The sequence below is a fragment of the Rothia sp. HMSC036D11 genome (assembly GCF_001814205.1).
Classification (GTDB): Bacteria; Actinomycetota; Actinomycetes; order Actinomycetales; family Micrococcaceae; genus Rothia; species Rothia dentocariosa.
The window spans coordinates 216,878-236,387 of the sequence record NZ_KV815315.1; the positions used below are offsets into that span (position 1 = coordinate 216,878).

19 protein-coding genes and 1 tRNA gene are annotated in these 19,510 nt (G+C 48.4%); 6 read left to right on the top strand and 14 right to left on the bottom strand.

The window, feature by feature from the left end; translation table 11 throughout:
- Positions 1-133 precede the first annotated feature (133 nt).
- Entirely contained in the window at positions 134-487 is a 354-nt protein-coding gene (locus tag HMPREF2958_RS09105) for a HesB/IscA family protein (RefSeq protein ID WP_004004655.1), read from the bottom strand.
- A gap of 186 nt (positions 488-673) precedes the next feature.
- Positions 674-2,080 carry a dipeptidase gene (locus tag HMPREF2958_RS09110; protein ID WP_070697773.1) on the bottom strand — a complete coding sequence of 469 codons (1,407 nt, stop codon included), beginning with the start codon at positions 2,078-2,080 and terminating at the stop codon, positions 674-676.
- Positions 2,081-2,176: 96 nt separating this feature from the next.
- Here HMPREF2958_RS09110 and HMPREF2958_RS09115 point away from each other — a divergent pair, with 96 nt between their 5' ends.
- A complete protein-coding gene (locus HMPREF2958_RS09115; protein WP_070697774.1) occupies positions 2,177-2,800 on the top strand; it encodes a DUF3043 domain-containing protein in 624 nt (207 codons plus the stop codon).
- A 66-nt stretch (positions 2,801-2,866) separates the two neighbouring features.
- On the opposite strand, the gene HMPREF2958_RS09120 is transcribed toward HMPREF2958_RS09115, so the two are convergent.
- The 5 genes from HMPREF2958_RS09120 to HMPREF2958_RS09140 all read right to left on the bottom strand — a co-directional run bounded on the left by HMPREF2958_RS09120 (position 2,867) and on the right by HMPREF2958_RS09140 (position 7,033).
- On the bottom strand, positions 2,867-3,958 hold the full coding sequence (locus HMPREF2958_RS09120; RefSeq protein WP_013399057.1) for a quinone-dependent dihydroorotate dehydrogenase: 1,092 nt from the start codon (positions 3,956-3,958) through the stop codon (positions 2,867-2,869).
- Positions 3,959-3,981: 23 nt separating this feature from the next.
- Positions 3,982-4,764 carry an isoprenyl transferase gene (locus HMPREF2958_RS09125; protein ID WP_070697775.1) on the bottom strand — a complete coding sequence of 261 codons (783 nt, stop codon included), beginning with the start codon at positions 4,762-4,764 and terminating at the stop codon, positions 3,982-3,984.
- 60 nt (positions 4,765-4,824) lie between these two features.
- Positions 4,825-5,592, bottom strand: coding sequence for a DNA repair protein RecO (recO, locus tag HMPREF2958_RS09130; protein ID WP_070523895.1), 768 nt, complete (start codon positions 5,590-5,592; stop codon positions 4,825-4,827).
- 84 nt (positions 5,593-5,676) lie between these two features.
- Positions 5,677-5,952 carry a hypothetical protein gene (locus tag HMPREF2958_RS09135; RefSeq protein WP_070697776.1) on the bottom strand — a complete coding sequence of 92 codons (276 nt, stop codon included), beginning with the start codon at positions 5,950-5,952 and terminating at the stop codon, positions 5,677-5,679.
- A gap of 121 nt (positions 5,953-6,073) precedes the next feature.
- Positions 6,074-7,033, bottom strand: a complete 960-nt coding sequence (locus HMPREF2958_RS09140; RefSeq protein WP_070697777.1) for an L-lactate dehydrogenase — start codon at positions 7,031-7,033, stop codon at positions 6,074-6,076.
- A 587-nt stretch (positions 7,034-7,620) separates the two neighbouring features.
- Between HMPREF2958_RS09140 and HMPREF2958_RS09145 the strand changes: the two genes are divergently transcribed.
- Positions 7,621-8,703: a 2,3-butanediol dehydrogenase gene (locus tag HMPREF2958_RS09145; protein WP_070697778.1), complete on the top strand. Its 1,083-nt coding sequence runs from the start codon at positions 7,621-7,623 to the stop codon at positions 8,701-8,703.
- Between the two features lie 135 nt (positions 8,704-8,838).
- Here HMPREF2958_RS09145 and HMPREF2958_RS09150 read toward each other — a convergent pair.
- Positions 8,839-8,924, bottom strand: a tRNA-Leu gene (locus tag HMPREF2958_RS09150).
- A 203-nt stretch (positions 8,925-9,127) separates the two neighbouring features.
- Between HMPREF2958_RS09150 and pepN the strand changes: the two genes are divergently transcribed.
- Positions 9,128-11,800: an aminopeptidase N gene (gene pepN, locus HMPREF2958_RS09155; protein ID WP_070697779.1), complete on the top strand. Its 2,673-nt coding sequence runs from the start codon at positions 9,128-9,130 to the stop codon at positions 11,798-11,800.
- Positions 11,801-12,018: 218 nt separating this feature from the next.
- On the top strand, positions 12,019-13,248 hold the full coding sequence (locus HMPREF2958_RS09160) for an HIRAN domain-containing protein (RefSeq protein WP_070450205.1): 1,230 nt from the start codon (positions 12,019-12,021) through the stop codon (positions 13,246-13,248).
- Positions 13,249-13,350: 102 nt separating this feature from the next.
- On the opposite strand, the gene HMPREF2958_RS09165 is transcribed toward HMPREF2958_RS09160, so the two are convergent.
- The 6 genes from HMPREF2958_RS09165 to HMPREF2958_RS09190 all read right to left on the bottom strand — a co-directional run bounded on the left by HMPREF2958_RS09165 (position 13,351) and on the right by HMPREF2958_RS09190 (position 18,406).
- Positions 13,351-14,484, bottom strand: coding sequence for an LCP family protein (locus tag HMPREF2958_RS09165; RefSeq protein ID WP_070697780.1), 1,134 nt, complete (start codon positions 14,482-14,484; stop codon positions 13,351-13,353).
- 161 nt (positions 14,485-14,645) lie between these two features.
- Complete coding sequence (locus HMPREF2958_RS09170; protein ID WP_004004643.1) at positions 14,646-14,903, bottom strand: type B 50S ribosomal protein L31; 258 nt, start codon at positions 14,901-14,903, stop codon at positions 14,646-14,648.
- Positions 14,904-15,069: 166 nt separating this feature from the next.
- Positions 15,070-15,942 (bottom strand): TrmH family RNA methyltransferase, encoded by an 873-nt coding sequence (locus HMPREF2958_RS09175; protein ID WP_083313735.1) that lies wholly within the window; start codon positions 15,940-15,942, stop codon positions 15,070-15,072.
- Between the two features lie 65 nt (positions 15,943-16,007).
- The gene (locus HMPREF2958_RS09180; RefSeq protein ID WP_070697781.1) at positions 16,008-16,793 is read right to left on the bottom strand and encodes an ABC transporter ATP-binding protein; all 786 of its coding nucleotides are present in this window, start codon (positions 16,791-16,793) and stop codon (positions 16,008-16,010) included.
- An 86-nt stretch (positions 16,794-16,879) separates the two neighbouring features.
- Positions 16,880-17,623 (bottom strand): SDR family oxidoreductase, encoded by a 744-nt coding sequence (locus HMPREF2958_RS09185; protein ID WP_070697782.1) that lies wholly within the window; start codon positions 17,621-17,623, stop codon positions 16,880-16,882.
- 66 nt (positions 17,624-17,689) lie between these two features.
- Positions 17,690-18,406 carry a beta-ketoacyl-ACP reductase gene (locus HMPREF2958_RS09190; RefSeq protein WP_070697783.1) on the bottom strand — a complete coding sequence of 239 codons (717 nt, stop codon included), beginning with the start codon at positions 18,404-18,406 and terminating at the stop codon, positions 17,690-17,692.
- Between the two features lie 208 nt (positions 18,407-18,614).
- On the opposite strand from HMPREF2958_RS09190, the gene HMPREF2958_RS09195 reads away from it, so the two are divergent.
- On the top strand, positions 18,615-19,103 hold the full coding sequence (locus tag HMPREF2958_RS09195) for a DUF3099 domain-containing protein (RefSeq protein ID WP_070697784.1): 489 nt from the start codon (positions 18,615-18,617) through the stop codon (positions 19,101-19,103).
- Between the two features lie 59 nt (positions 19,104-19,162).
- Positions 19,163-19,396, top strand: coding sequence for an acetone carboxylase (locus HMPREF2958_RS11190; protein ID WP_083313736.1), 234 nt, complete (start codon positions 19,163-19,165; stop codon positions 19,394-19,396).
- The last annotated feature ends 114 nt before the right edge of the window (positions 19,397-19,510 follow it).

Consider the following 19,510-nt stretch of genomic DNA (forward strand, 5'->3'; position numbering starts at 1 on the left):
GAGCTTACCGCGAATTCTGCTCTTACGGTGACACTCTGTCACTGAAATTGTGAGTTTCCTGGAAAATTACTGAATTTTAACGTAACAGAACCCCTAAAGTTGGTTTTTTAGGGGTTCTGTTATATCGATGCTCCTAATGGAAGGAGTCGCCACAGGCACATGACCCTGCCGCGTTCGGATTATCAATTGAGAATCCTTGTTTCTCAATCGTGTCTTCAAAATCAATAGTTGAGCCATCTAGATAAGGGGCACTCATTTTATCTACGATAACCTGCACACCGTCATAATCACGTACTGCGTCACCATCAAGTACTCGCTCATCGAAATAGAGCTGATAGATTAGCCCGGAACAGCCACCGGGCTGTACAGCAATCCGGAGGCGCAAATCGGTACGTCCTTCTTGTTCGAGCAAAGTACGTACCTTATTCTGAGCAACTTCAGTAAGGTTAACCCCGTGTGTTGGTAGCTCAGTTACAGTCTCAGTCATGTTTGTCCTTTCCTGACAATATTCCCCTTCGTAAAGTCAGATTACGCTGTCCTACTTCTTCACGACAACAGCGGACTCACAAGTTCACTAGGGGCATCAAGGTCTCTTACGTCCAGAATACCAACTTTGTAGAATTCTGTACTTAGTGTGTGAGGTATATTCCTTGAGTTGCTTTCCTTTCCTAATCTACTTATTCCTGCTGAGAGCACTCAATATCAGTGCCTCCGCTAAAATTCCTCGTTTAAAATCAGGTACATACAGCGATTCGTTGGCGCTATGTGCCCGGGTATCTGGGTCTTCAACACCAGTTACTAGAATCTGGGCGTCGGGGAAGTTCTCCTTCAAATCCGCTATAAAAGGTATTGAGCCTCCCATGCCTGTCTGCACAGGAGATATACCCCAAGCTTGAGCCATTGCTGACAAGGTGATTTGAGCTCCATCCTGCTCAACATCTGTGGCAAAGGGTAACCCTGAGTCGACAGGAGTATAGCTAACTTGCGCGTTATAAGGTGCATGCTTCTTTATATGGTCTGCCAGAACTTTGTGCGCATTCTCGGGAGAATCACCAGGAGCCAAACGGACACTAATACGTGCCCGCGAAGTAACAGCAAGGGTATTTGAAGAATGGGCAATTGACGGAATATCCATACCTATAATGGAAAGTGCAGGTTGCTGCCAGAGCCGAGATGTAATTGATCCATATCCTGCTAGAGACATCTGGTCTAAGATTCCAGAATCTGCGCGGAATTCATGTTCAGGGTATTCGACTTTAGGGTCTTCACCACGGTACAGACCTTCTACAACAACTGCACCTTCGTCATCATGAAGAGTACCCAGCAAACGGGCTAATACCGTATGTGCGTCCAGAAAAGGACCTCCAAAGATACCAGAGTGCACTGCGTGATTACCAGTTCGAACTTCAATATCCCCGCTAGCTACGCCACGTAATGAGGTAGTTAATGCCGGAACTCCGGCTCGCCAGTTGGCAGAATCTGCTACCACAATATAATCAGCGGCTAGGTCCTTCTGGTAGGCAGCTAGGAATTCGCGGAAAGAGGGTGACCCTGCTTCTTCTTCCCCTTCGATAAAGATCTTTACGCCAACATTGAAATCATTGCCTAATACTTCCGATACTAAACGGAAAGCCGCCATATGGGTGATAACCCCTGCTTTATCGTCTGCAGCACCGCGGCCATAGAGGCGAGCGCCTTTCTGAACTGCGGTAAACGGGTCAGTTTCCCACTGCGTGTTATCGCCAGGAGGCTGTACATCATGGTGAGCGTATAACAGGATTGTGGGATACCCTGAAACAGCTGGTTTAGTGGCAATTACCGCTGGCATACCTTGATGTGTCTCCCCCGTTTCATCGTGGTACGACGCAGAAAGGATTTTTATCTCTTGAAAGCCTGACCGTTTCGCAAGCTCGTACACAGCTTCAGCGCTTCGTTGGACCTGAGCTAGATCAAAAGCTTCCCATGCGATAGATGGGATAGAGACTAGATCCTTCAGCTCAGTAAGATATTCATCAAAATGGGCTTCAAGCGCCTCTGCGAGCGCATCATGTTCTGGGAATTTATGAGGAAAATTGGCCATGCGTCTAACAATACGCTTTATACAGGGGTGGCGCATACATTTTATTTTTGGTCTTGGTATTCGGCGTAGGCAATTATTTTTGGTTATTCTAGTAGGGTGTTTGGTCGTAAAAAAGGTAAGGCTCCGCAGGAGGCTGCTGTCGAGCCTGAAGAAGAGAAACAGCATGAGGTTCCTGAGAACTCTAAGTTCACGCCGAAGAAAGGGCGTCCTACACCGTCTCGTAAAGAGCAGGTTGCGGCGCGAAGGAGGCCTATAATCGGTGCTGATCGTGGCGCGGCGAAGACTGCTGATCGTGAGGCTGCTGCTGAGCTTAGGGCACGGCAACGGGAGGCTATGCGTACTGGCGATGAGAAGTATCTGCCGATAGTGGATAAGGGGCCTCAGCGGCGGTACATTCGCGACTATATTGATGCTCGCCGGAATTTGGGCGATATAATGCTTATTTTGCTCATTGTTTTTCTTGTTGCGTCGTGGGTCGTGAGCGGTTTTGGCGTAGCTGCTGCTCCTGTCTACTACGGGACTATGTATGGCATGTATGCTCTGATGCTGTTGTGGGTTATTGATTACTGGTTGATGTGGCGCAAGCTTAAACAGATGGTTATTGCTAAGTTTGGCGAGGTGCAGCGTGGTAGTGGTATGTATGCGTTCAACCGTGTGATGATGATTCGTCGGATGCGGCGACCTTATCCTCTTGTTAAGTATGGGGAGTATCCAAAGTAGATACTGTGTCTTTAATGATTTCTGGGGTGGGAAACCGTGTTTGGTTTCTCACCCTTTTTGTGAGGTTTATTTTTGGCGCGAGCGACGGATTTTGTAGAGTCCTCGGTTGATGTGGGCGGCCCATAAGGGGCCTTCGTAGAGGAAGGCGGTATATCCTTGGACGAGGTCTGCGCCTGCGTCTAGTCGTTCTTGTACGTCTTGGGCGTTGGTTACTCCTCCGACGGAGATGAGGGCTAGTTTGTTGCCTATTTCTTTCTTGAGGAGGTGTAGGACTTCGAGTGATCGGGTTTTAAGTGGTTCTCCTGAGAGTCCTCCTGCGCCTATAGCGTTAATTTTTTCTTTGGTGGTGTGGAGTCCTAAGCCTTCGCGTGCGATTGTGGTGTTAGTTGCGATGATCCCGTCAAGCTTTAGTTCTTGGGCTAGGCGAGCGACAGCTGTTATGTCTTCGTCTACAAGGTCTGGAGCAATTTTAACGGTGAGAGGCACATGGCGGTGGGGTGAGACTCGGTTTGCTTCTTCTCGTACGGCTTGTAGGAGTGGGCGGAGTGTTGCGATGGATTGCAGTGTACGTAGTCCTGGGGTGTTGGGGGAGCTTACGTTGACGACGAGGTAGTCTGCTTGTGGGGCTAGGGTACGTGTTGAGATTAGGTAGTCTTCTATGGCGTTTTCTAGTTCTACAATCTTTGTTTTTCCGATGTTGACGCCGATGATGGGGCGCTTCTCGGGACGGTATTCGGTTTCTAGATCGGCACGTGCTGATGCGACTCGGGGTCCTGCGGCTGCGGCACCGTCGTTGTTGAATCCCATACGATTAATGACTGCTTTATCTTCGATGAGGCGGAATAAACGTGGTTGTGGGTTACCAGGTTGTGCTTGTCCGGTGATGGTGCCGATTTCGACGTGTCCGAATCCTAGTCCTGCAAGGGCTGCGATACCTTTCCCGCCTTTGTCGAAGCCTGCGGCTAGTCCGAAGGGTGAAGGGAAGGTGAGTCCCATGGCTGTGGTGCGGAGGCTGGGATTGGGTTGAAGGTAGCTTTTGAGGATGCGAGTAATGCCTAGGTTTTTAAGGGTTTGTACTCCCCAGAAGCCGATGTGGTGTGCTTTTTCGGGATCCATGCCTGCGAAGAAGATTTTGAAGAAGGTTGGGTATAGTCGCATCGTTTGCTCCTTGTGGTGTGGTGTTAGTTTTTGGGGCTGGGGATTTTGTCGGTGGCGCCTCCGTAGCGGCGGTCGCGGCTGGCGTATTCTTCGACGGCTTTATAGAGGGTTAGGCGGTCTACATCTGGCCAGAGTACGTTCATGAAGACGAATTCGGCGTAGGCGCTTTGCCAGAGGAGGAAGTTGGATATTCGTTGTTCGCCTGATGATCGGAGGAAAAGGTCAACGTCTGGTAGGTCTGGTTCGTCGAGGTATTTTTGGAAAGTTTTTTCTGTGATAGAGGAGGGTTTGAGGATGCCTGCTTGTACGTCTTGTGCAATAGTTGCGGCTGCGTCTGCGATTTCTGCGCGTCCTCCATAGTTGACGCACATAGTGAGGGTGCAGGTGGTGTTATTGATAGTTTCGCGTTCGCATTGTTCGAGTTGTGAGATGACGTTTTTCCAGAGTTTGGGGCGGCGTCCTGCCCAGCGGATACGTACTCCCCAGGATTTGAGGGTTTCGAGTTGCCGGTTGAAGACTTCGGTGGAGAAACGCATGATGAAGGATACTTCGCTGGGTGAGCGTTTCCAGTTTTCTGTGGAGAAGGCATAGGCGCTGATATAGGGTATGCCCATTTCTATGGCTCCTGCAACGATGTCGAGGAGGGCTGCTTCGCCTGCTCGATGTCCTTCGTTGCGTGGGAGTCCGCGTTCGTTGGCCCAGCGTCCATTGCCATCCATGACAACGGCAACGTGTTGAGGGATGAATTTTTTGGGTATGGGGGGTGGGGTTGTTCCGGAGGGGTGTGCCGGTGGTTTTTGTGGCATGAGATTCTTTCCGGGTTGATGGTGTGTTACTACAGTATTTTACCGTGTTTGATGGTGTTTTTAGGTTTCTAGTTCGAGGTAGGTGAGGGTCTTGAGGGGGGTTTCGAGGTAGTTTTGGGTGGTGTGTAGGGTGAGGTTGAGTATTTTGCGTGCCGCGAGAGGTGAAGCGTTGTCTATGGTGTCCCAGTTCCCTTTATAGAGGGCTTGTATATAGTTATATTCGGTGGGAGTTATGGGTGTTGTAGGGGTGTCATTTTGGTGGGCGCAAGTTTTGCAGAGGGTTCCTGTTATGCCATGTGTACCTGCTGGGTGGTACCCAGTGGTGATGGGTTGATTGCAGTATGTGCAGGTGTCAGTGAAGATGAGCCAGCCTGCGAGTTTCATGGCACGTAAGATATAGCTTGTGAGGATGCGCTGTGGTGTGTGTTTGTTATGAGCTAGTGTGGCGATTGCCCCGTGAGTGAGGTGGTAGTGTGGGTTGGTGTCGTGGGGGGTACTGTTGGTGTTGAGTGTCTCTGCGATTTCAGCGATGGTGTTTGCGGCGGTGTAGGCGTTGTAGTTACCCATGAGAGTCGCTGTATAGGCATGTATGGTTGCGGTTTGGGATATGGTGTGGAGGTTTGTTTTGCCTCGGGTGAGGGATATGTCGGTGTGCATATAGGGTTCTAGCCGAGCACCGAATTTTGAGTTTGGTTTGCGGATTGATTTGGCAACGGCGTGGATGACTCCGTTGTTTTGGGTGAGCATGATGATGATGCGGTCTGCTTCGCCTAGGTTTTGGGTGCGGAGGATGAGAGCGTGGTCTCGGAAGTGTTTTGGGGTGCTCATGGTTTTATGTTTGTGGTGTGTGAAGAGAAACCCCGCATTCTGGCGGGTGGCTAGGATGCGGGGCCTGAGGGTTTGGTTGTGTGGTTAGTTTTTTTCGTATTCGATATCGTCGTCTTCGTCGTCGGTGTCGGTGAGGAATTCGTCGAAGTTTTCGTCGTCATCTCCGTAGACGCTAAGGGGTGTTACTTCGTTATGTACCTCGAAGAGGGCGTTTTCGTAGGCTTCGAAAGCGTTTGCAATTTCGACATAGGCTTCGTCGATTACGGGGTCGTGTTCGCGGGTGCGGTGGGCGACGGCGTCAAGGTGTGTTTCGAAGGCGTCGAGTAGACGAGTGAGTTCGGTGCGGGGGTCAGTGCTCATGTGTCTAGTCTACTATCTTTTATGGCTATTGTGGTTGGAGAGCGTCATATTGTGAAGGTATGACAAACGCGTACCCAGTGTGTTTGGGCACGCGTTTAGAAGGGTGTTTTAGGAATGTTCTTTAGAATCCTAGGGTTTCCAGGGATGCGCGGATTGCTTCTGCGGAGGTGCGTAGCTTATTGTGTTCTTCGTCGTTCATGGGAACGCTGAGGACTCGCTGTACGCCTTCATAGTTTACGACGGAGGGTAGGGACAGTGCTACGTCTTTGAAGCCGTAGAGTTCGCCTGCTGCAATGGTGGAGATTGGCAGTACGGCGTTCTGACCTCGGAGGAAGCCTTCTGCAATTCGTGCCGCGGAAACACCGATGGCGTAGTTGGTGGATCCTTTACCTTCAATGACTTTATAGGCTGCGCGCATCGCTTCATGCGCTAGTTCTGCACGTACTTCTTCAGTAAATACTTTGGTGCCGTTGTATTCCCAGTCAATGAGGGGTACCATGCCGATGTTAGCTGCCGACCAGACAGGGAACTCCGAGTCCCCGTGTTCGCCAATGATATTTGCGTGAACGCTCTTGATGGAGACTCCAGCTTTGCTGGCGACGAGCCAGCGCAGTCGAGAAGAATCGAGTACGGTACCGGAAGATAGTACTCGGTGTGAGGGTAGCCCGGTGATCTTCTGGGCGACAACAGTGAGTACGTCGCAGGGGTTGGTAACCAGCATGTAAATTGCGTTAGGTGACATTTCCATGAGGTTTGGCAGTAATTTTTCGAGAATGCGTACGTTTGCTCCTGCGAGTTCGAGGCGGGGCTGCCCGGGCTCTTGACGGGCACCTGCGGTAATGATGATCATGTCGCAGTCACGCAGGATTTCGAGGTCGTCTCCGCCGGTGAGCTGGGCTTCATGGGCGAACATAGAACCGTGGGCGATATCGAGGGCTTCAGCGTGTGCTCGTTTGCCGTCAATGTCGTAAAGGACGATTTCATTTGCAGAGCCACGTAGGGTTGCTGCGTATGCGGTTGCAGATCCAACACCGCCTGCGCCGATGATGCCGAGTTTAGTGGTAGATTTTACGTTGTTCATTGGGTCGCCGCCCTGTCTTGGGGTTGTTGATTTGTCTGATATGTGGGCAGAAGCACGGAGTGTCTTCTGAAGTTCCCATTATCTATTATGCCTTGTTCTTTGGGGTTTATGTTGGTTTAGTTGCTCTTTTCACGATTTTTTATGTGAGTTTTTACTAGAAGACCATATTTTTCTCCCAAGAAGCCATATAAGGGCTTTATGACTTTTTGATTAATATCACATAATTTAACCCTTATTTCTGGGGGGGGGCAGGGAACCTCCCAAGCCTAAACACATCTAGAGGAACTCACAGCTAGAATACTATTGCGATGAGTAGTTTTCGTACATTGTCTGGTAGTGGGCTACAGTTTGGTAATTTTGGTGGGTTTATACGATATTTGGGCTGAAACTACACGTTTATGTCATATAAAGTATTTTTTCTATGTTTCCTAGTAAACATTGGCATGGAAGAGTAGCGTTATAGATGTAGGCTATTGAGCCTGCGCTTAACTAATCTAGTGCTGTAACAGGTCGGTTTGCGTGATAACAACAGAGCATTCAGCACTAGGCGCATCATATAGAGCCTCAAAGGTAAAGGAGTCTATCCCATGAAGGCAGCTCGTTTTTACGACCGTAATGACATTCGCATTGAGGACATACCCGCCCCCGAAGTACAACCCGGTGAAGTGTTGGTCAAAGTAGCATGGTGTGGTATCTGTGGCACTGATTTGCACGAGTATCTTGATGGACCTATTTTCTGCCCTAAACATGGGCATCCGCATCCAATCTCAGGAGAAGATTCTCCTGTAACCCTTGGTCACGAATTCTCAGGCATCATAGAAGCTTTAGGCGAAGGCATTTCCGATCTTGAAGTCGGAGATCATGTTGTGGTTGAGCCATACATTATTGCAGACTCTGTAGATGTCGGCCCAGATTCAAAGACCTATCATCTTTCTAAGAACATGAACTTTATTGGTCTTGCTGGTCGTGGAGGCGGACTATCAGAGAAGGTATCTGTAAAACGCCGTTGGGTTCACAAGATCTCTAAAGACCTTCCGCTAGATGAAGCTGCACTAATTGAGCCTTTGAGCGTCGGTTATCATGCAGTTGAGCGCGCCGGAGAAATCAAAGACGGTGACTTTGCGCTAGTTACTGGTGCTGGTCCCATTGGCCTGCTTACCTCCGCCGTACTTAAAGCTAAGGGGGCGAAGGTCATTATCTCTGAGCTGTCCTCGCTACGCCGTCAGAAAGCATTGGATTCTGGAGTTGCAGACTATGCCTTCTCCCCTGCTGAGGTTGATGTCCTAGCAGAAATTCATAAGCTGACCGATGATAAGGGTGTAGACGTAGCCTTTGAATGCACCTCTGTACAGCCTGCACTAGACCTCATTCTGGATGCACTCAAGCCTACCGGTAAAGCCGTGATCGTATCAATTTGGGGTAAACCAGCATCGTTAGATGTTCAGAAGGTCGTACTTAAGGAGCTTGATATTCGAGGAACCATTGCATACGTGAACAGCCACCCGGAAACTATCAAGCTTGTAGAGTCAGGCAAGATTAACCTCAAGCCGTTCATTACTGGCAGGATTCCTCTTGAAGACCTCATTGACAAGGGATTTGATACATTGATTAACCACAACGAGACTGCCGTAAAGATCCTCGTCACTACCGATCCGCAGCTTTTGCCCTAGGTAACTTTCTTGTAGCCTTACAGGCAAGTCGCGAGCGCCTTATATTCTGTCTGTCAGAGTATAGGGCGCTCAATTATTTGCGGAAAAGTGAAATAGAAAAGGGCCTCTGATGTTTATCAGAGACCCTTTATAATGTGCGCGAGGGGGGACTTGAACCCCCACCCTCTAATACGAGGACTAGCACCTCAAGCTAGCGCGTCTGCCTATTCCGCCACCCGCGCAGGTTACCTTTGAGAGGGCTTTGCCTGCTCAAAGCAACAAGTAATACTATACGGTTGGCAAGTACAAGCAGGCAAATCTATATAACGTGTTATCCGTCACTTTTAAACATTTAGTACTCCCCATGTTCCTTTCTAGTAACATACAGTACAGTGTTCGGGTCACGTCCATGAAGTACTGCATGTGAGAGTTTAGAATAGAAACTATGAATAACGAGAACCTCTCACGCGAAGAAGCTGCAGAACGGTCAGCGCTCATTACCGTAGACTCATATCATGTTCACCTTGATTGGACCCATGCCAAGGATGAAAATTTCGAGACATACCCTACAGTTACAACCGTTAAGTTTAAATCCCATAAGCCTGGTGCCCAGACTTTCATTGATTATATTCACCACTCTATCGATTCTGTTAGGCTTAATGGCGCGCAGCTTGACCTCAACAAGGTTGTTGATGGCTCACGCATCATGCTGCCCGAGCTTGCCGAGGAAAACGAACTTACTGTTCACGGGCGTTCATACTATTCACGGTCGGGAGAAGGTCTGCACCGCTATATTGATCCTTCGGATGGGCGTGTATATCTTTACACCCAATATGAGCCCGCCGATTGCCGTCGTGTATTCCCCAACTTTGAGCAACCCGATCTGAAAGCTGTTTTTAATTTCCGAATCACAGCCCCACGAGACTGGGTTGTCAGCTCGAACGGGGTTCTAGAATCTGAGGTGTCCGACCCGACTGACTCAAATATCGTTAAGCGCGTTTTTGCTCCTACCGAGCGAATTTCTACCTACATTACCGCAGTGTTAGCAGGTGAATACTTCACAGTCACCGATACCTATAAACCCCAGAGTATTACTAACAGCGGCGATATTCCTTTAGTGGCGTACTGCCGCCATTCTCTAAAGCCCCATTTTGACTACGATAATATCTTCCGAGTCACTAAGAACGGCTTAGATTTCTTCCAGGATCTCTTTGACTATCCCTACCCTTACCCGAAGTACGAACAGGCGTTCGTCCCCGAATATAACATCGGCGCGATGGAGAACCCCGGTCTCGTAACATTCACTGAGGATTTCATTTTTGTCTCTGGTGCTACCGAAGATGATCTTGAAGGTCGCGCAAACACTATCTGCCATGAGATGGCACATATGTGGTTTGGAGATCTTGTCACTATGAAATGGTGGGATGATCTCTGGCTTAAAGAGTCATTTGCTGATTTCATGGGTGCTCTAGGTGCTATCGAAGCTAATGGTTTTAACGATGCTTGGGTAACATTCGCGAATCACCGTAAATCTTGGGCATATCTGCAAGATCAGCTTCCTACGACGCATCCCATTGTCGCGGATATACCTCATTTGGAAGCTGCAGCCCAAAATTTCGATGGCATAACTTACGCCAAGGGTGCCTCCACCTTGAAGCAGCTTGTTTCCTATGTAGGCTTTGATACCTTTATCGAAGCGGCACGCGTCTATTTCAAACGTTTTGCTTGGGGGAACACCTCACTTCAAGACTTCCTTGATGTACTTAATGAGGTTTCAGGTCGCGATATGCAGACCTGGTCTCAAGCGTGGTTACAGACTTCTGGTCTATCTACCCTCGGTACTCGACGTGTCTACCGCGAAGATGGTAAGCTCCAGGATTTGTACCTCACTCAGCAGCTACCCGACACTCAGCCAGCCGGTATCGGTCGCCCGCATGTGGTAAAGCTTGAAACTTTTATCCTTCAAGAAGGAAAACTTGTCTCAACAGGCACTCTCTCCCTTGAATACCCTGCCGATCCTATCGCAGAGTATCGTGTCTCTTTGCCCCAAGAGCATAAGAAGACTGTAGGTGAAGCTGACTTACTTATGCTCAATGCAGAAGACCACACCTACGCAAAAATCATGCTCACCGATGAGGATGGTCTTCAAGCGGCAATTGCAGGAGTATCCACTCTTGAATCATCTCTTTCTCGCGGTCTTATCTGGGGGTCTCTCTGGGAAAGCGTGCGCGATGCCAGACTTCCCGTTGCCACTTTCGTAGACGCGGTAGTACGGAACGTATCCCGTGAGAGCAGTGCATCTCTTTTGGGAAGTATGGTGTCGAACAGCCAAAACGCTATTACTAATTTTGGTGCCCCCAAGTCTCGACAGCCTTTGTATGATGCTCTCTATGAGTCTTTCTCGAAAGCGCTCGCTGCCGCCAAACCTGGCTCCGATACGCAGCTCATATTGCTTCGGGGGCTTATCTCTATTTCTTCCTACTCAACTCAAGGTGAAGATCTCTGCCGCGATATCGCCCGAGGAGCTTTTGAAGATACTGTGGGAGATATTGCCGATGCGACTGGTATCCCCTACGATCAGAATCTTGGGTGGAGTGCTTTGGGTACCCTGGCGGGGCGTAACCTTGTTACTGTTGCTGATTTAGACCGAGCTGCACAGTATAACCCGTCATCAATCTCAAAGAATGGCTACGCATATGCGATAGCGGCTATTCCTGATGCCGACCACAAAGCAGCCGCTTATAAACGCATCATGGAAGATTCTTCATTATCCAACGACGCCTTGACCTCAACAGCAAATGGTTTCTTGCGAGGGGATGTTGGGCTGCGAACTCCTTACTATAAGCCTTTCTTCGATTCGCTCCTATCAATGTGGGACACCCGTTCCATTGGTATGGCCACTCGTATAGTTCGCGGTTTATACCCTCGTTCGCTCTACAATTACGGATCCGCTGAAGGAACCGGGGTTAGCGATAATCCTTCAGTTGCTCTAGCCCAAGATTGGTTACGCAAGAATCCATCAGCCCCCTCCGCACTACGTCGGCTCATTTTGGAGGCACAAGATAATGCGCATCGGAATATGATCGGTCAGCAATTCAATAGTTCTTTATCCGACTAGCACTTTCTAGGCATTACAGCCTGGTACAGTATCTCTTCTTCACGCCGCTGTACTGGGCTGTAGCCTATCTATAGGTTTCATTAACGTGAAGCAAGATTTTGACCACATTCATCAATTCCTTAAACGTCACCCAAAAGTTACTTTACGTGTAGGGTACTAGTTATTCCCAAAAACGTGAGAGAATTAGAACATATTCATCACCACCTAAGGAGTTTGCTTTGGTCGATTATGCTCTCGGCGACCGTGGAACCCTCACAATTGTCACCGACAACTACTATGAGGCTGAGACTCTACAAGTCTTTCAAGAGCTCCATGTCAACCGTGAACAGTCCTGGCAAGGCAAGGCTCGCCTTGTTCCAGAACCTGATAACCCCTACGAGGCAAACAGCATTGCTGTATACGTTGGGGATCATAAAGTGGGACGTTTAAGTCGTGACGATTCTGCAAACTATTGGAACGCGATTACCCGCGTTGTTGCTTCCGGTTTCTCTCCTACAGCACAGCTGCAACTCAATGCTATTGCTCTACGAGCTGATAGCGGACCGCACATTAAAAGTGTAGGAAAACTCTTTCTGTCGTCACCGACCTTGCTGTTTCCTCTCAACCATGCCTCAGCGCGAGCAGCTATTCTTCCTCAAGGTCCTTCAATCAAGGTGCTTGACGAGAGTGGACACGCTGAATATCTTCACAGTATTTTGCCGCCGACAGGTGAAGGACGGGTAATTTTAAGACTTGAAGTACAACAGGTTAAAAACCCAGATGGGCATATGGTCAGTTCGGTAGAAGTTTTCCATGAGGATACCCATGTAGGACGTTTAAGCTCCCAAATATCAGAACAGTTTATTCCTGTCATTGAACATGCTGCGAAACATGACAAACTCACCAATGTCTGGGGCACGATACGCGGTAACAGGCTCGAGCTTTCATTAACTATTCAGGCGGTGCGGTCAGAGAATATCCCAGAACAGTGGTACAAAGATTTACCCAACGATGTACCTGAACTCCTACCTGAGGCCAAGAAGTATGAGGTTCCTGATGCTTTTGTCCCAGCTGAAGCGGAAAACACTCAAGGGAAGCATATTCTTCCTCAGAAGATTCGCGGATTTATCACCTCTGTTGCAGGAAAAAACGGAGTCAGCGAGGCGATCACGGCACACGAAGTTATCCCAGAGAAAGCAGCTAAACCCGTATCTTTCGATGATCTTCCTGAAGAACACACGCGCCTGCTTACCCTCGTCAAAATTATAGGTATAACCCTTCTTATAGTTGGCTTAGCAATTGCAATTTGGCGTGTTCTTCTTGGAGTCCTCATAGCAATTATGGGCGGAGCTCTCTACTCGGTCGCTCTGTATTTTGGTCGTCGGTTACTCAGACTGGCTGCTGAAGAACATGCATCCCAGACTGTTACCGTAACTCCTATACCAGCTAGAACACACGTGCAACATTAATAGCGTTATACGGATAAAATTTGGGGTAGTCAGCACGTCAGATACTGTGCTGACTACCCCAAATTTTATCTGCAGGATCTATAGACCCGTATATAGACATACCTAGTCAGACCCATAAGTATTCATAAAATCCTGCATACGATCAGCTTTCAAAGCCTCCGTTAACGAATCAACAGCAGGCTGATTAATAATAATGATTGACTGACCATCATAAGACCAGCCAGGGCCTGCGTTAGGAAGCGTCGTCATATGTAAAGCAGCCGAGCCACCATTAATGACAGGTGCCGCAATTCGAAGAATCTCACCAGAACCTAAACCACTATCAACCTTGACGTAGCCGCTAAAGGCATCCACCATATTCTTAAAATTAGTGATGTTACCCAAAAACCCCTGTTTTTGGATGGTCGTATAGAGTCCACGTAAATATGCACGTTGATTACGTACACGCTGATAATCACCCGATGCAAAAGAATACCGCTCACGCACAAACGCTAAAGCAGTGCTGCCATCCATATGCATGGTACCCGGTGTAAAGTTCCAGACGCCTGTTTGGAAAGCAAAAGGAACTTGAACATCAACGCCACCTAGAGCGTTAGTAAGTCCTTTAAACCCATCAAAGTCTATTTCTGCTACATGGTCAATCTTGACACCAATTAGTTGTTCAATGGTCTCAATTTGTAAGCTAATGCCTCCATAGTTGAGAGCTGCATTCACCTTCGCATTTCCATACCCGGGGATGCTTACCCACGAATCACGCATGATAGAAACTAAATAAACACCTTCCCCGTTTTTAGGAATGTGCATCAGCATAATAGTATCTGCCCGAGCCCCACTAACTGTTGCAGCTTCTTGCCCTGAACGTTGATCGCTACCAAGAAGAAGAATATTAGTTCCTTCGCCTTTTACGACCTGACGCGTCTTACCACCCTCTAAGGAGTCAAGAATTCCGTTACCATTCTTGTCAAGGTCATTAGCAAGAGAATCTGCCGTTTTACCATCGGGACCCACAATATTTGGATCATTATTCGGGTCTCCCAGGTTTTTTCTTAAAGAGTCTAAATCTCCTTGTGAATTCGTAATGGAATCAAATTTTTGAGTCTTGGAGTCCCAGGTATGCCCAATGCTCCACAGGTAAATCCCCACTCCGATGATAAGAGTAAGAATAAGGATAGCAAGAATAATTAGCACCCGTTTAAAAGTCTTTCGACGGGGTTTTTCAGCGAGCGCTTCGCTCATGGGTTTGTTTCCTTCGAGTGATGTGATAACGGCATAACCCACATAAGAATACCGCTACAAAGTGAGTTACCTTCACATTGTAACGGTAGAAAATAAAAACACACCCCGTATCAGATTTTTAATCTATATTACGGGGTGTGTTCTTTATTGCATTCTACGTTTTACGCTTTCTTACCAAAGTTTGCAAAACGTGCGTTGAAGCGTTCGACGCGACCTGCGGAGTCCATGATACGCTGCTTACCGGTGTAGAACGGATGCGACTCAGAGGAGATCTCGACCTCAACGATGGGGTATTCGTTACCGTCTTCCCACTTCTCGGTTTTATCCGAAGTCATCGTGGAACGAGTCAAGAAAACTTTACCGGATGCAAGGTCACGGAATAGTACCGGACGGTACTCCGGGTGGATATCTGCCTTCATGCTTAATTACCTTCTTCTGTCACTGGATTTTGCCAGTAACCCTAAATAGATGGAGTAGGTTTTACGATGCACGCAGAGCGCACCATAGACCGGCTTAAAATGCACAGCCAACCACCAAGGATACCACCTTTAAAGAGGTAACGCTAGGTTCTTAGAGGGCTTGTTGTTACGAACGCAGCCTCGTTTCCCAAAACGCAACAGCTGACGCAGCTGCCACGTTCAAAGAATCGACGCCGTGGGTCATGGGAATCATAACCGTGTGTTTTGTCTGCGCCAATGTATGCGGTGAGAGTCCGTGTCCTTCTGTTCCTAGGATTAAAGCTAACTTCTTATCCTGACGTGCTGAAAGTTGCCCCAAGGTAAGAGAGTCCTCATCTAGTGCAAGTGCGGCACTTTCAAATCCGTGCTCGTGTAGAATTTCCAGGTCTTTTGGCCAGCGGGTAATTCTGGCCCAAGGTACTTGAAATACAGTTCCCATAGAAACGCGGATAGAGCGCCTATACAGCGGGTCAGCGCATCGTGGAGTAACTAGCACTGCGTCTACGCCTAGAGCCGCTGCGGAACGAAATATAGCCCCAACATTCGTGTGGTCAACAATATCTTCTAAGATTGCGACGCGGTGAGCCCCGTAAATAATATCTTCTACGGTTTGAGGAACAGGGCGCGCCATTGCCGCTAAAGCTCCGCGATGTAGATGAAAGCCAGTTATTCGTTCAAGTTCCTCTTCCGATCCTACAAAGGCAGGAATATTACTATACTTCATCAGTACATCGGAAAGATCATCTGCCCATTTCTCGCTCATAAGGAATGAGAGGGGACGGTGTCCTGCATGTAAAGCACGCCGTACCACTTTTGATGACTCCGCAATATAAATACCCCAGTCAGGTTCGAGGGCAGAACGTAATCTCACATCAGTTAGGTGGGTATAATAACGAAGTGTTTGTTCAGGCGCTTGAGCTAATGGCACCACAGACGATATTGCGTACACTCGTTCTGCCCGCGCTTGCAGTTCTTGGGGTGATAATTGTTTCTTCTTCATAAAGACACTACTGGGTCAAAACTTACTCCCACCACGTACGTATGTATGGTAGGAGCAAGAAAAGCTTAGCGTTTAAAAGCGCTGTAGCGCCCTGTAGAAGTGGCTGTTAAAGCTAGATCCATCGCATATGTTAATGCAAGATTATTTTCTGTGATGGTCTGAGCAATAGGTCCAGATGCTACCACACGACCGTCGCGGAGCATGAGAGCGTGTGTAAAGCCTGCAGGAATTTCTTCAAGATGGTGCGTGATGAGTACAGTAGCCGGTGCGTAAGGATCAACGGCGAGTGTTGTAAGCCTCTCTACCAAATCTTCGCGTCCAGCGATATCCATACCGGCCCCAGGTTCATCAAGTAATAGGAGTTCGGGGTCGGTCATGAGAGCGCGTGCGATAAGAGTACGTTTTCGCTCGCCATCGGAAAGTGAACCGAATTGACGCTCTGCCAAAGCATCTACGCCCCAGTCTTGAAGAAGTTCCTGGGCACGGTCATCGTCAAGAACATCGTACTCCTCTTTCCAACGCCCCGAAACGGCATACGCTGCCGTCATAACTGCATCAGAAACTTTCTCTCGGTCAGGGATCTGGGCGGCGGTTGCTCCCGAGGACAACCCGATGCGCGGGCGAAGCTCAAAGACATCAACGGAGCCAAGAGTCTCGTCTAAGATCTCTACTTGTCCGACTGTGGGGTGCAAACGCGCTGCTGCGACCGATAAAAGTGTTGATTTTCCGGCACCATTTGGACCCAATACAACCCAACGTTCGCCTTCATTGACAATCCAGGAAACGTTATCGAGAATATTGCGACCGCCGCGCATGACGCTCACGTTTTGAAGATTAAGTACAGTGCTCATGGTTATTCTCTTCTACGATATGATCTCTACCTATGTGGGAAGGAGCAAACCCTTTGGGGTCCTACTTCTTCGCTCTATACGTACTTCTAGTCGATGAACCCGCGGGCTCCACCGACCAGCTCAACGTGTCCAGTCTGAACATCTGCGGTAACCATGGCTGCTACCTCGTGGGCAAACTCGTTGACAGTGTAGAGCCTACCTGCTGCCTCTCGACGATATTCGAGAGCCCCAGGATGCAGGCGGTTAAGCAAAGTTGCAGTTACAGTCCCTTCAATCATGTCAGCTGATACGACGACAAGTGAAATTCCTTTCTCAGTGAGCGCAGGTATTTCGGCGATGAGCGCATCTTCCCCTGCTCGTTTGGACTCTGCAACCGACTGGTATTCTGCCAGGGTTTCAACTTCGCGGATAAAGTGTGCCTGGTGACTGGTGACGAAGACGATGCGTCCTCCGTTGGGCATTTTTTCAGCTGCAAGTCGTGCAAGGTTAAGCTGTGCATCTCGGTTGAGACGCATTGCGTAGTCTTCACCCATACCAGTTTCCATACCGCCCGATGCATTCAAGATGAGATAGTCCAAGGAGCCGTAGGTTTCGATAGCAACATTCACAAGGTTTGTGAGGTCTTCAGACTTAGTTACGTCTGCTTGTACGGCGGTCGCGTGTCCGCCAGCTTCTTCGATAGCTTTGACGACCTTATTGGCTCGAGGGGCTTTGGAGCGATAGTTAACTATGATGTTTGCCCCTTGAGCCGCTAAGATTTGGGCAGTATCTGCACCTACACCTCGTGAAGACCCTGTGATAATAACGGTTTTACCGGCGAGCTGTGACATACATTTTCCTTTGTTGGTTCTGTGCTTTCTGAAAGTAAGACGTTTATAGCATGTGATAGGAAAAACCTAGTGTCCCATACCTAGACCGCCGTCTACAGGGATAACGGCGCCTGAGATGTAATCTGCCTCTGACGAAGCTAACCAGCGAATAACCCGTGCTACCTCAGCAGGGTCGGCAAAACGTCCTGCCGGGATAGTTTTCAGGTAACTCTCTTTAGTTTCCTCAGGCAAACTATCGGTCATATCGGTGTTAATAAATCCAGGTGCTACAACATTTGCCGTAATATTTCGACCTCCGAGCTCACGGGTGATAGAACGAGCCATACCAACAAGAGCAGCTTTAGACGATGAGTAGTTAACCTGTCCTGGAGAACCATATAGCCCTACAACAGAGGAGACGAGGATAATACGACCTCGTTTGAGTTTGATCATACCTTTGATCGCACGCTGTGCTACACGAAAAGAACCAGTGAGGTTGGTATCGATAACATCCATGAAATCCGTTTCCTTCATGCGCATAAGCAGCATGTCACGAGTAATACCCGCATTCGCCACAAGGATTTCTACAGGACCGTATTCCGCTTCAATAGTTTTAAAAGCTTCATTAATGCTGTCTGCGTCTCGGACGTCAGCTTTAACAGCAAAGAACTCTGTGGGCGCTTCCCCGCTACGGTAGGTCACACAAACATTGTGCCCTGATGCCTTAAACTCCTGCGCGATCTTGTAGCCGATACCACGATTACCACCGGTAACAAGAACGGTCTTGGGGGTGTTATCACTCATTATTTTCCCTATAAATTTGGGGTTACTGGTCATACCTATTCTAGCCCGTTATCTATATGATGTGGTGAGCATCTGTTCTTGCAACACTTAACACCATAAGGAATAGAAGGTTTAGACTAATCAGTACAGGTAATTACCACCATGTGAATCGAAGCTAAAACGTCTATCATAGAGAGTTCATTACTGTAATTCTGAGGGAGGTGTGTCAATGACTGCTGAAAAGCACTGGACAGCCGAAGACCTCGCGGCCCATGGTTACTACTTATCTACAGTTGATGTCGCAGAACGATTTGAAGACTCTTTAGTGACATACGAAATCAGTAATGCTTCTGCTCCGTTATCGGAGCGTGTAGATAAACGTGCTCGAGACTACATCCTCAAAATGGCGATTCGTGTAGTTTGTATTGTAGGCGCTGTATTTACAGATGGTACCCTGCGCTGGATATGCGTCGCAGGTGCAGTACTGTTGCCTTGGGTGGCCGTAGTACTTGCGAATGGTGAGTCAAAACAGGAATCGAGTGGATTTACTGCCTATTTGCCTGAGCATCATCGGCGAGCTTTAGAAACAGGAGCAGCGTCTAATACATCTACTGCAGATAATGAGTCCGACGCCTCTGAGAACTCTCATTGCTACGCACAAGATGCGGATTCTTCGTCGCCTTATAATCGGACCGATGTCATAGATATTTCAATATAGTTTCAACAGGCTTAAATACCGTTACGCGCAATATAGTAGTAAAAGATGGAGAGGTGTCAGTGGATCTTCTGGGTTCTTTAGCGGGGAGCTCCTCCCCTAGCTTAGATATTTGTTCACGTAAAGGCTGCCACAACGAGGCAAAGTACCAGATTCTCTGGAATAACCCGAAGGTTCACACTCCTGAGCGCCGCAAGATCTGGTTGGCTTGTCATGAGCACGTTCAATGGCTTGAGAATTATTTACGGGAGAGGGAGCTTTGGAAACAAACCCTACCGTTTCCCCAAAAGTCCTAGCTTCATAAACTCTATTTCAGCCATAGTTAGAGATAGGGACGTAAGCGCCATATCACTGTATTGTCCGAGCGTTCTCCCCTACCATAAGTAATACAGGTACACCACCGTCTCTAT

Bases quoted from the DNA above. Each gene is read 5' to 3' on its own strand.
- HMPREF2958_RS09170 (WP_004004643.1), bottom strand. From the start codon at position 14,903: ATGAAGGCAGATATCCACCCGGAGTACCGTCCGGTACTATTCCGTGAC.
- HMPREF2958_RS09135 (WP_070697776.1), bottom strand. From the start codon at position 5,952: ATGAGCACTGACCCCCGCACCGAACTCACTCGTCTACTCGACGCCTTC.
- recO (WP_070523895.1), bottom strand. From the start codon at position 5,592: ATGAGCACCCCAAAACACTTCCGAGACCACGCTCTCATCCTCCGCACC.
- HMPREF2958_RS09140 (WP_070697777.1), bottom strand. From the start codon at position 7,033: ATGAACAACGTAAAATCTACCACTAAACTCGGCATCATCGGCGCAGGC.
- HMPREF2958_RS09195 (WP_070697784.1), top strand. From the start codon at position 18,615: ATGACTGCTGAAAAGCACTGGACAGCCGAAGACCTCGCGGCCCATGGT.
- HMPREF2958_RS09165 (WP_070697780.1), bottom strand. From the start codon at position 14,484: ATGAGCGAAGCGCTCGCTGAAAAACCCCGTCGAAAGACTTTTAAACGG.
- HMPREF2958_RS09110 (WP_070697773.1), bottom strand. From the start codon at position 2,080: ATGGCCAATTTTCCTCATAAATTCCCAGAACATGATGCGCTCGCAGAG.
- HMPREF2958_RS09180 (WP_070697781.1), bottom strand. From the start codon at position 16,793: ATGAGCACTGTACTTAATCTTCAAAACGTGAGCGTCATGCGCGGCGGT.
- HMPREF2958_RS09185 (WP_070697782.1), bottom strand. From the start codon at position 17,623: ATGTCACAGCTCGCCGGTAAAACCGTTATTATCACAGGGTCTTCACGA.
- pepN (WP_070697779.1), top strand. From the start codon at position 9,128: ATGAATAACGAGAACCTCTCACGCGAAGAAGCTGCAGAACGGTCAGCG.
- HMPREF2958_RS09145 (WP_070697778.1), top strand. From the start codon at position 7,621: ATGAAGGCAGCTCGTTTTTACGACCGTAATGACATTCGCATTGAGGAC.
- HMPREF2958_RS09120 (WP_013399057.1), bottom strand. From the start codon at position 3,958: ATGCGACTATACCCAACCTTCTTCAAAATCTTCTTCGCAGGCATGGAT.
- HMPREF2958_RS09105 (WP_004004655.1), bottom strand. From the start codon at position 487: ATGACTGAGACTGTAACTGAGCTACCAACACACGGGGTTAACCTTACT.
- HMPREF2958_RS09175 (WP_083313735.1), bottom strand. From the start codon at position 15,942: ATGAAGAAGAAACAATTATCACCCCAAGAACTGCAAGCGCGGGCAGAA.
- HMPREF2958_RS09125 (WP_070697775.1), bottom strand. From the start codon at position 4,764: ATGCCACAAAAACCACCGGCACACCCCTCCGGAACAACCCCACCCCCC.
- HMPREF2958_RS09190 (WP_070697783.1), bottom strand. From the start codon at position 18,406: ATGAGTGATAACACCCCCAAGACCGTTCTTGTTACCGGTGGTAATCGT.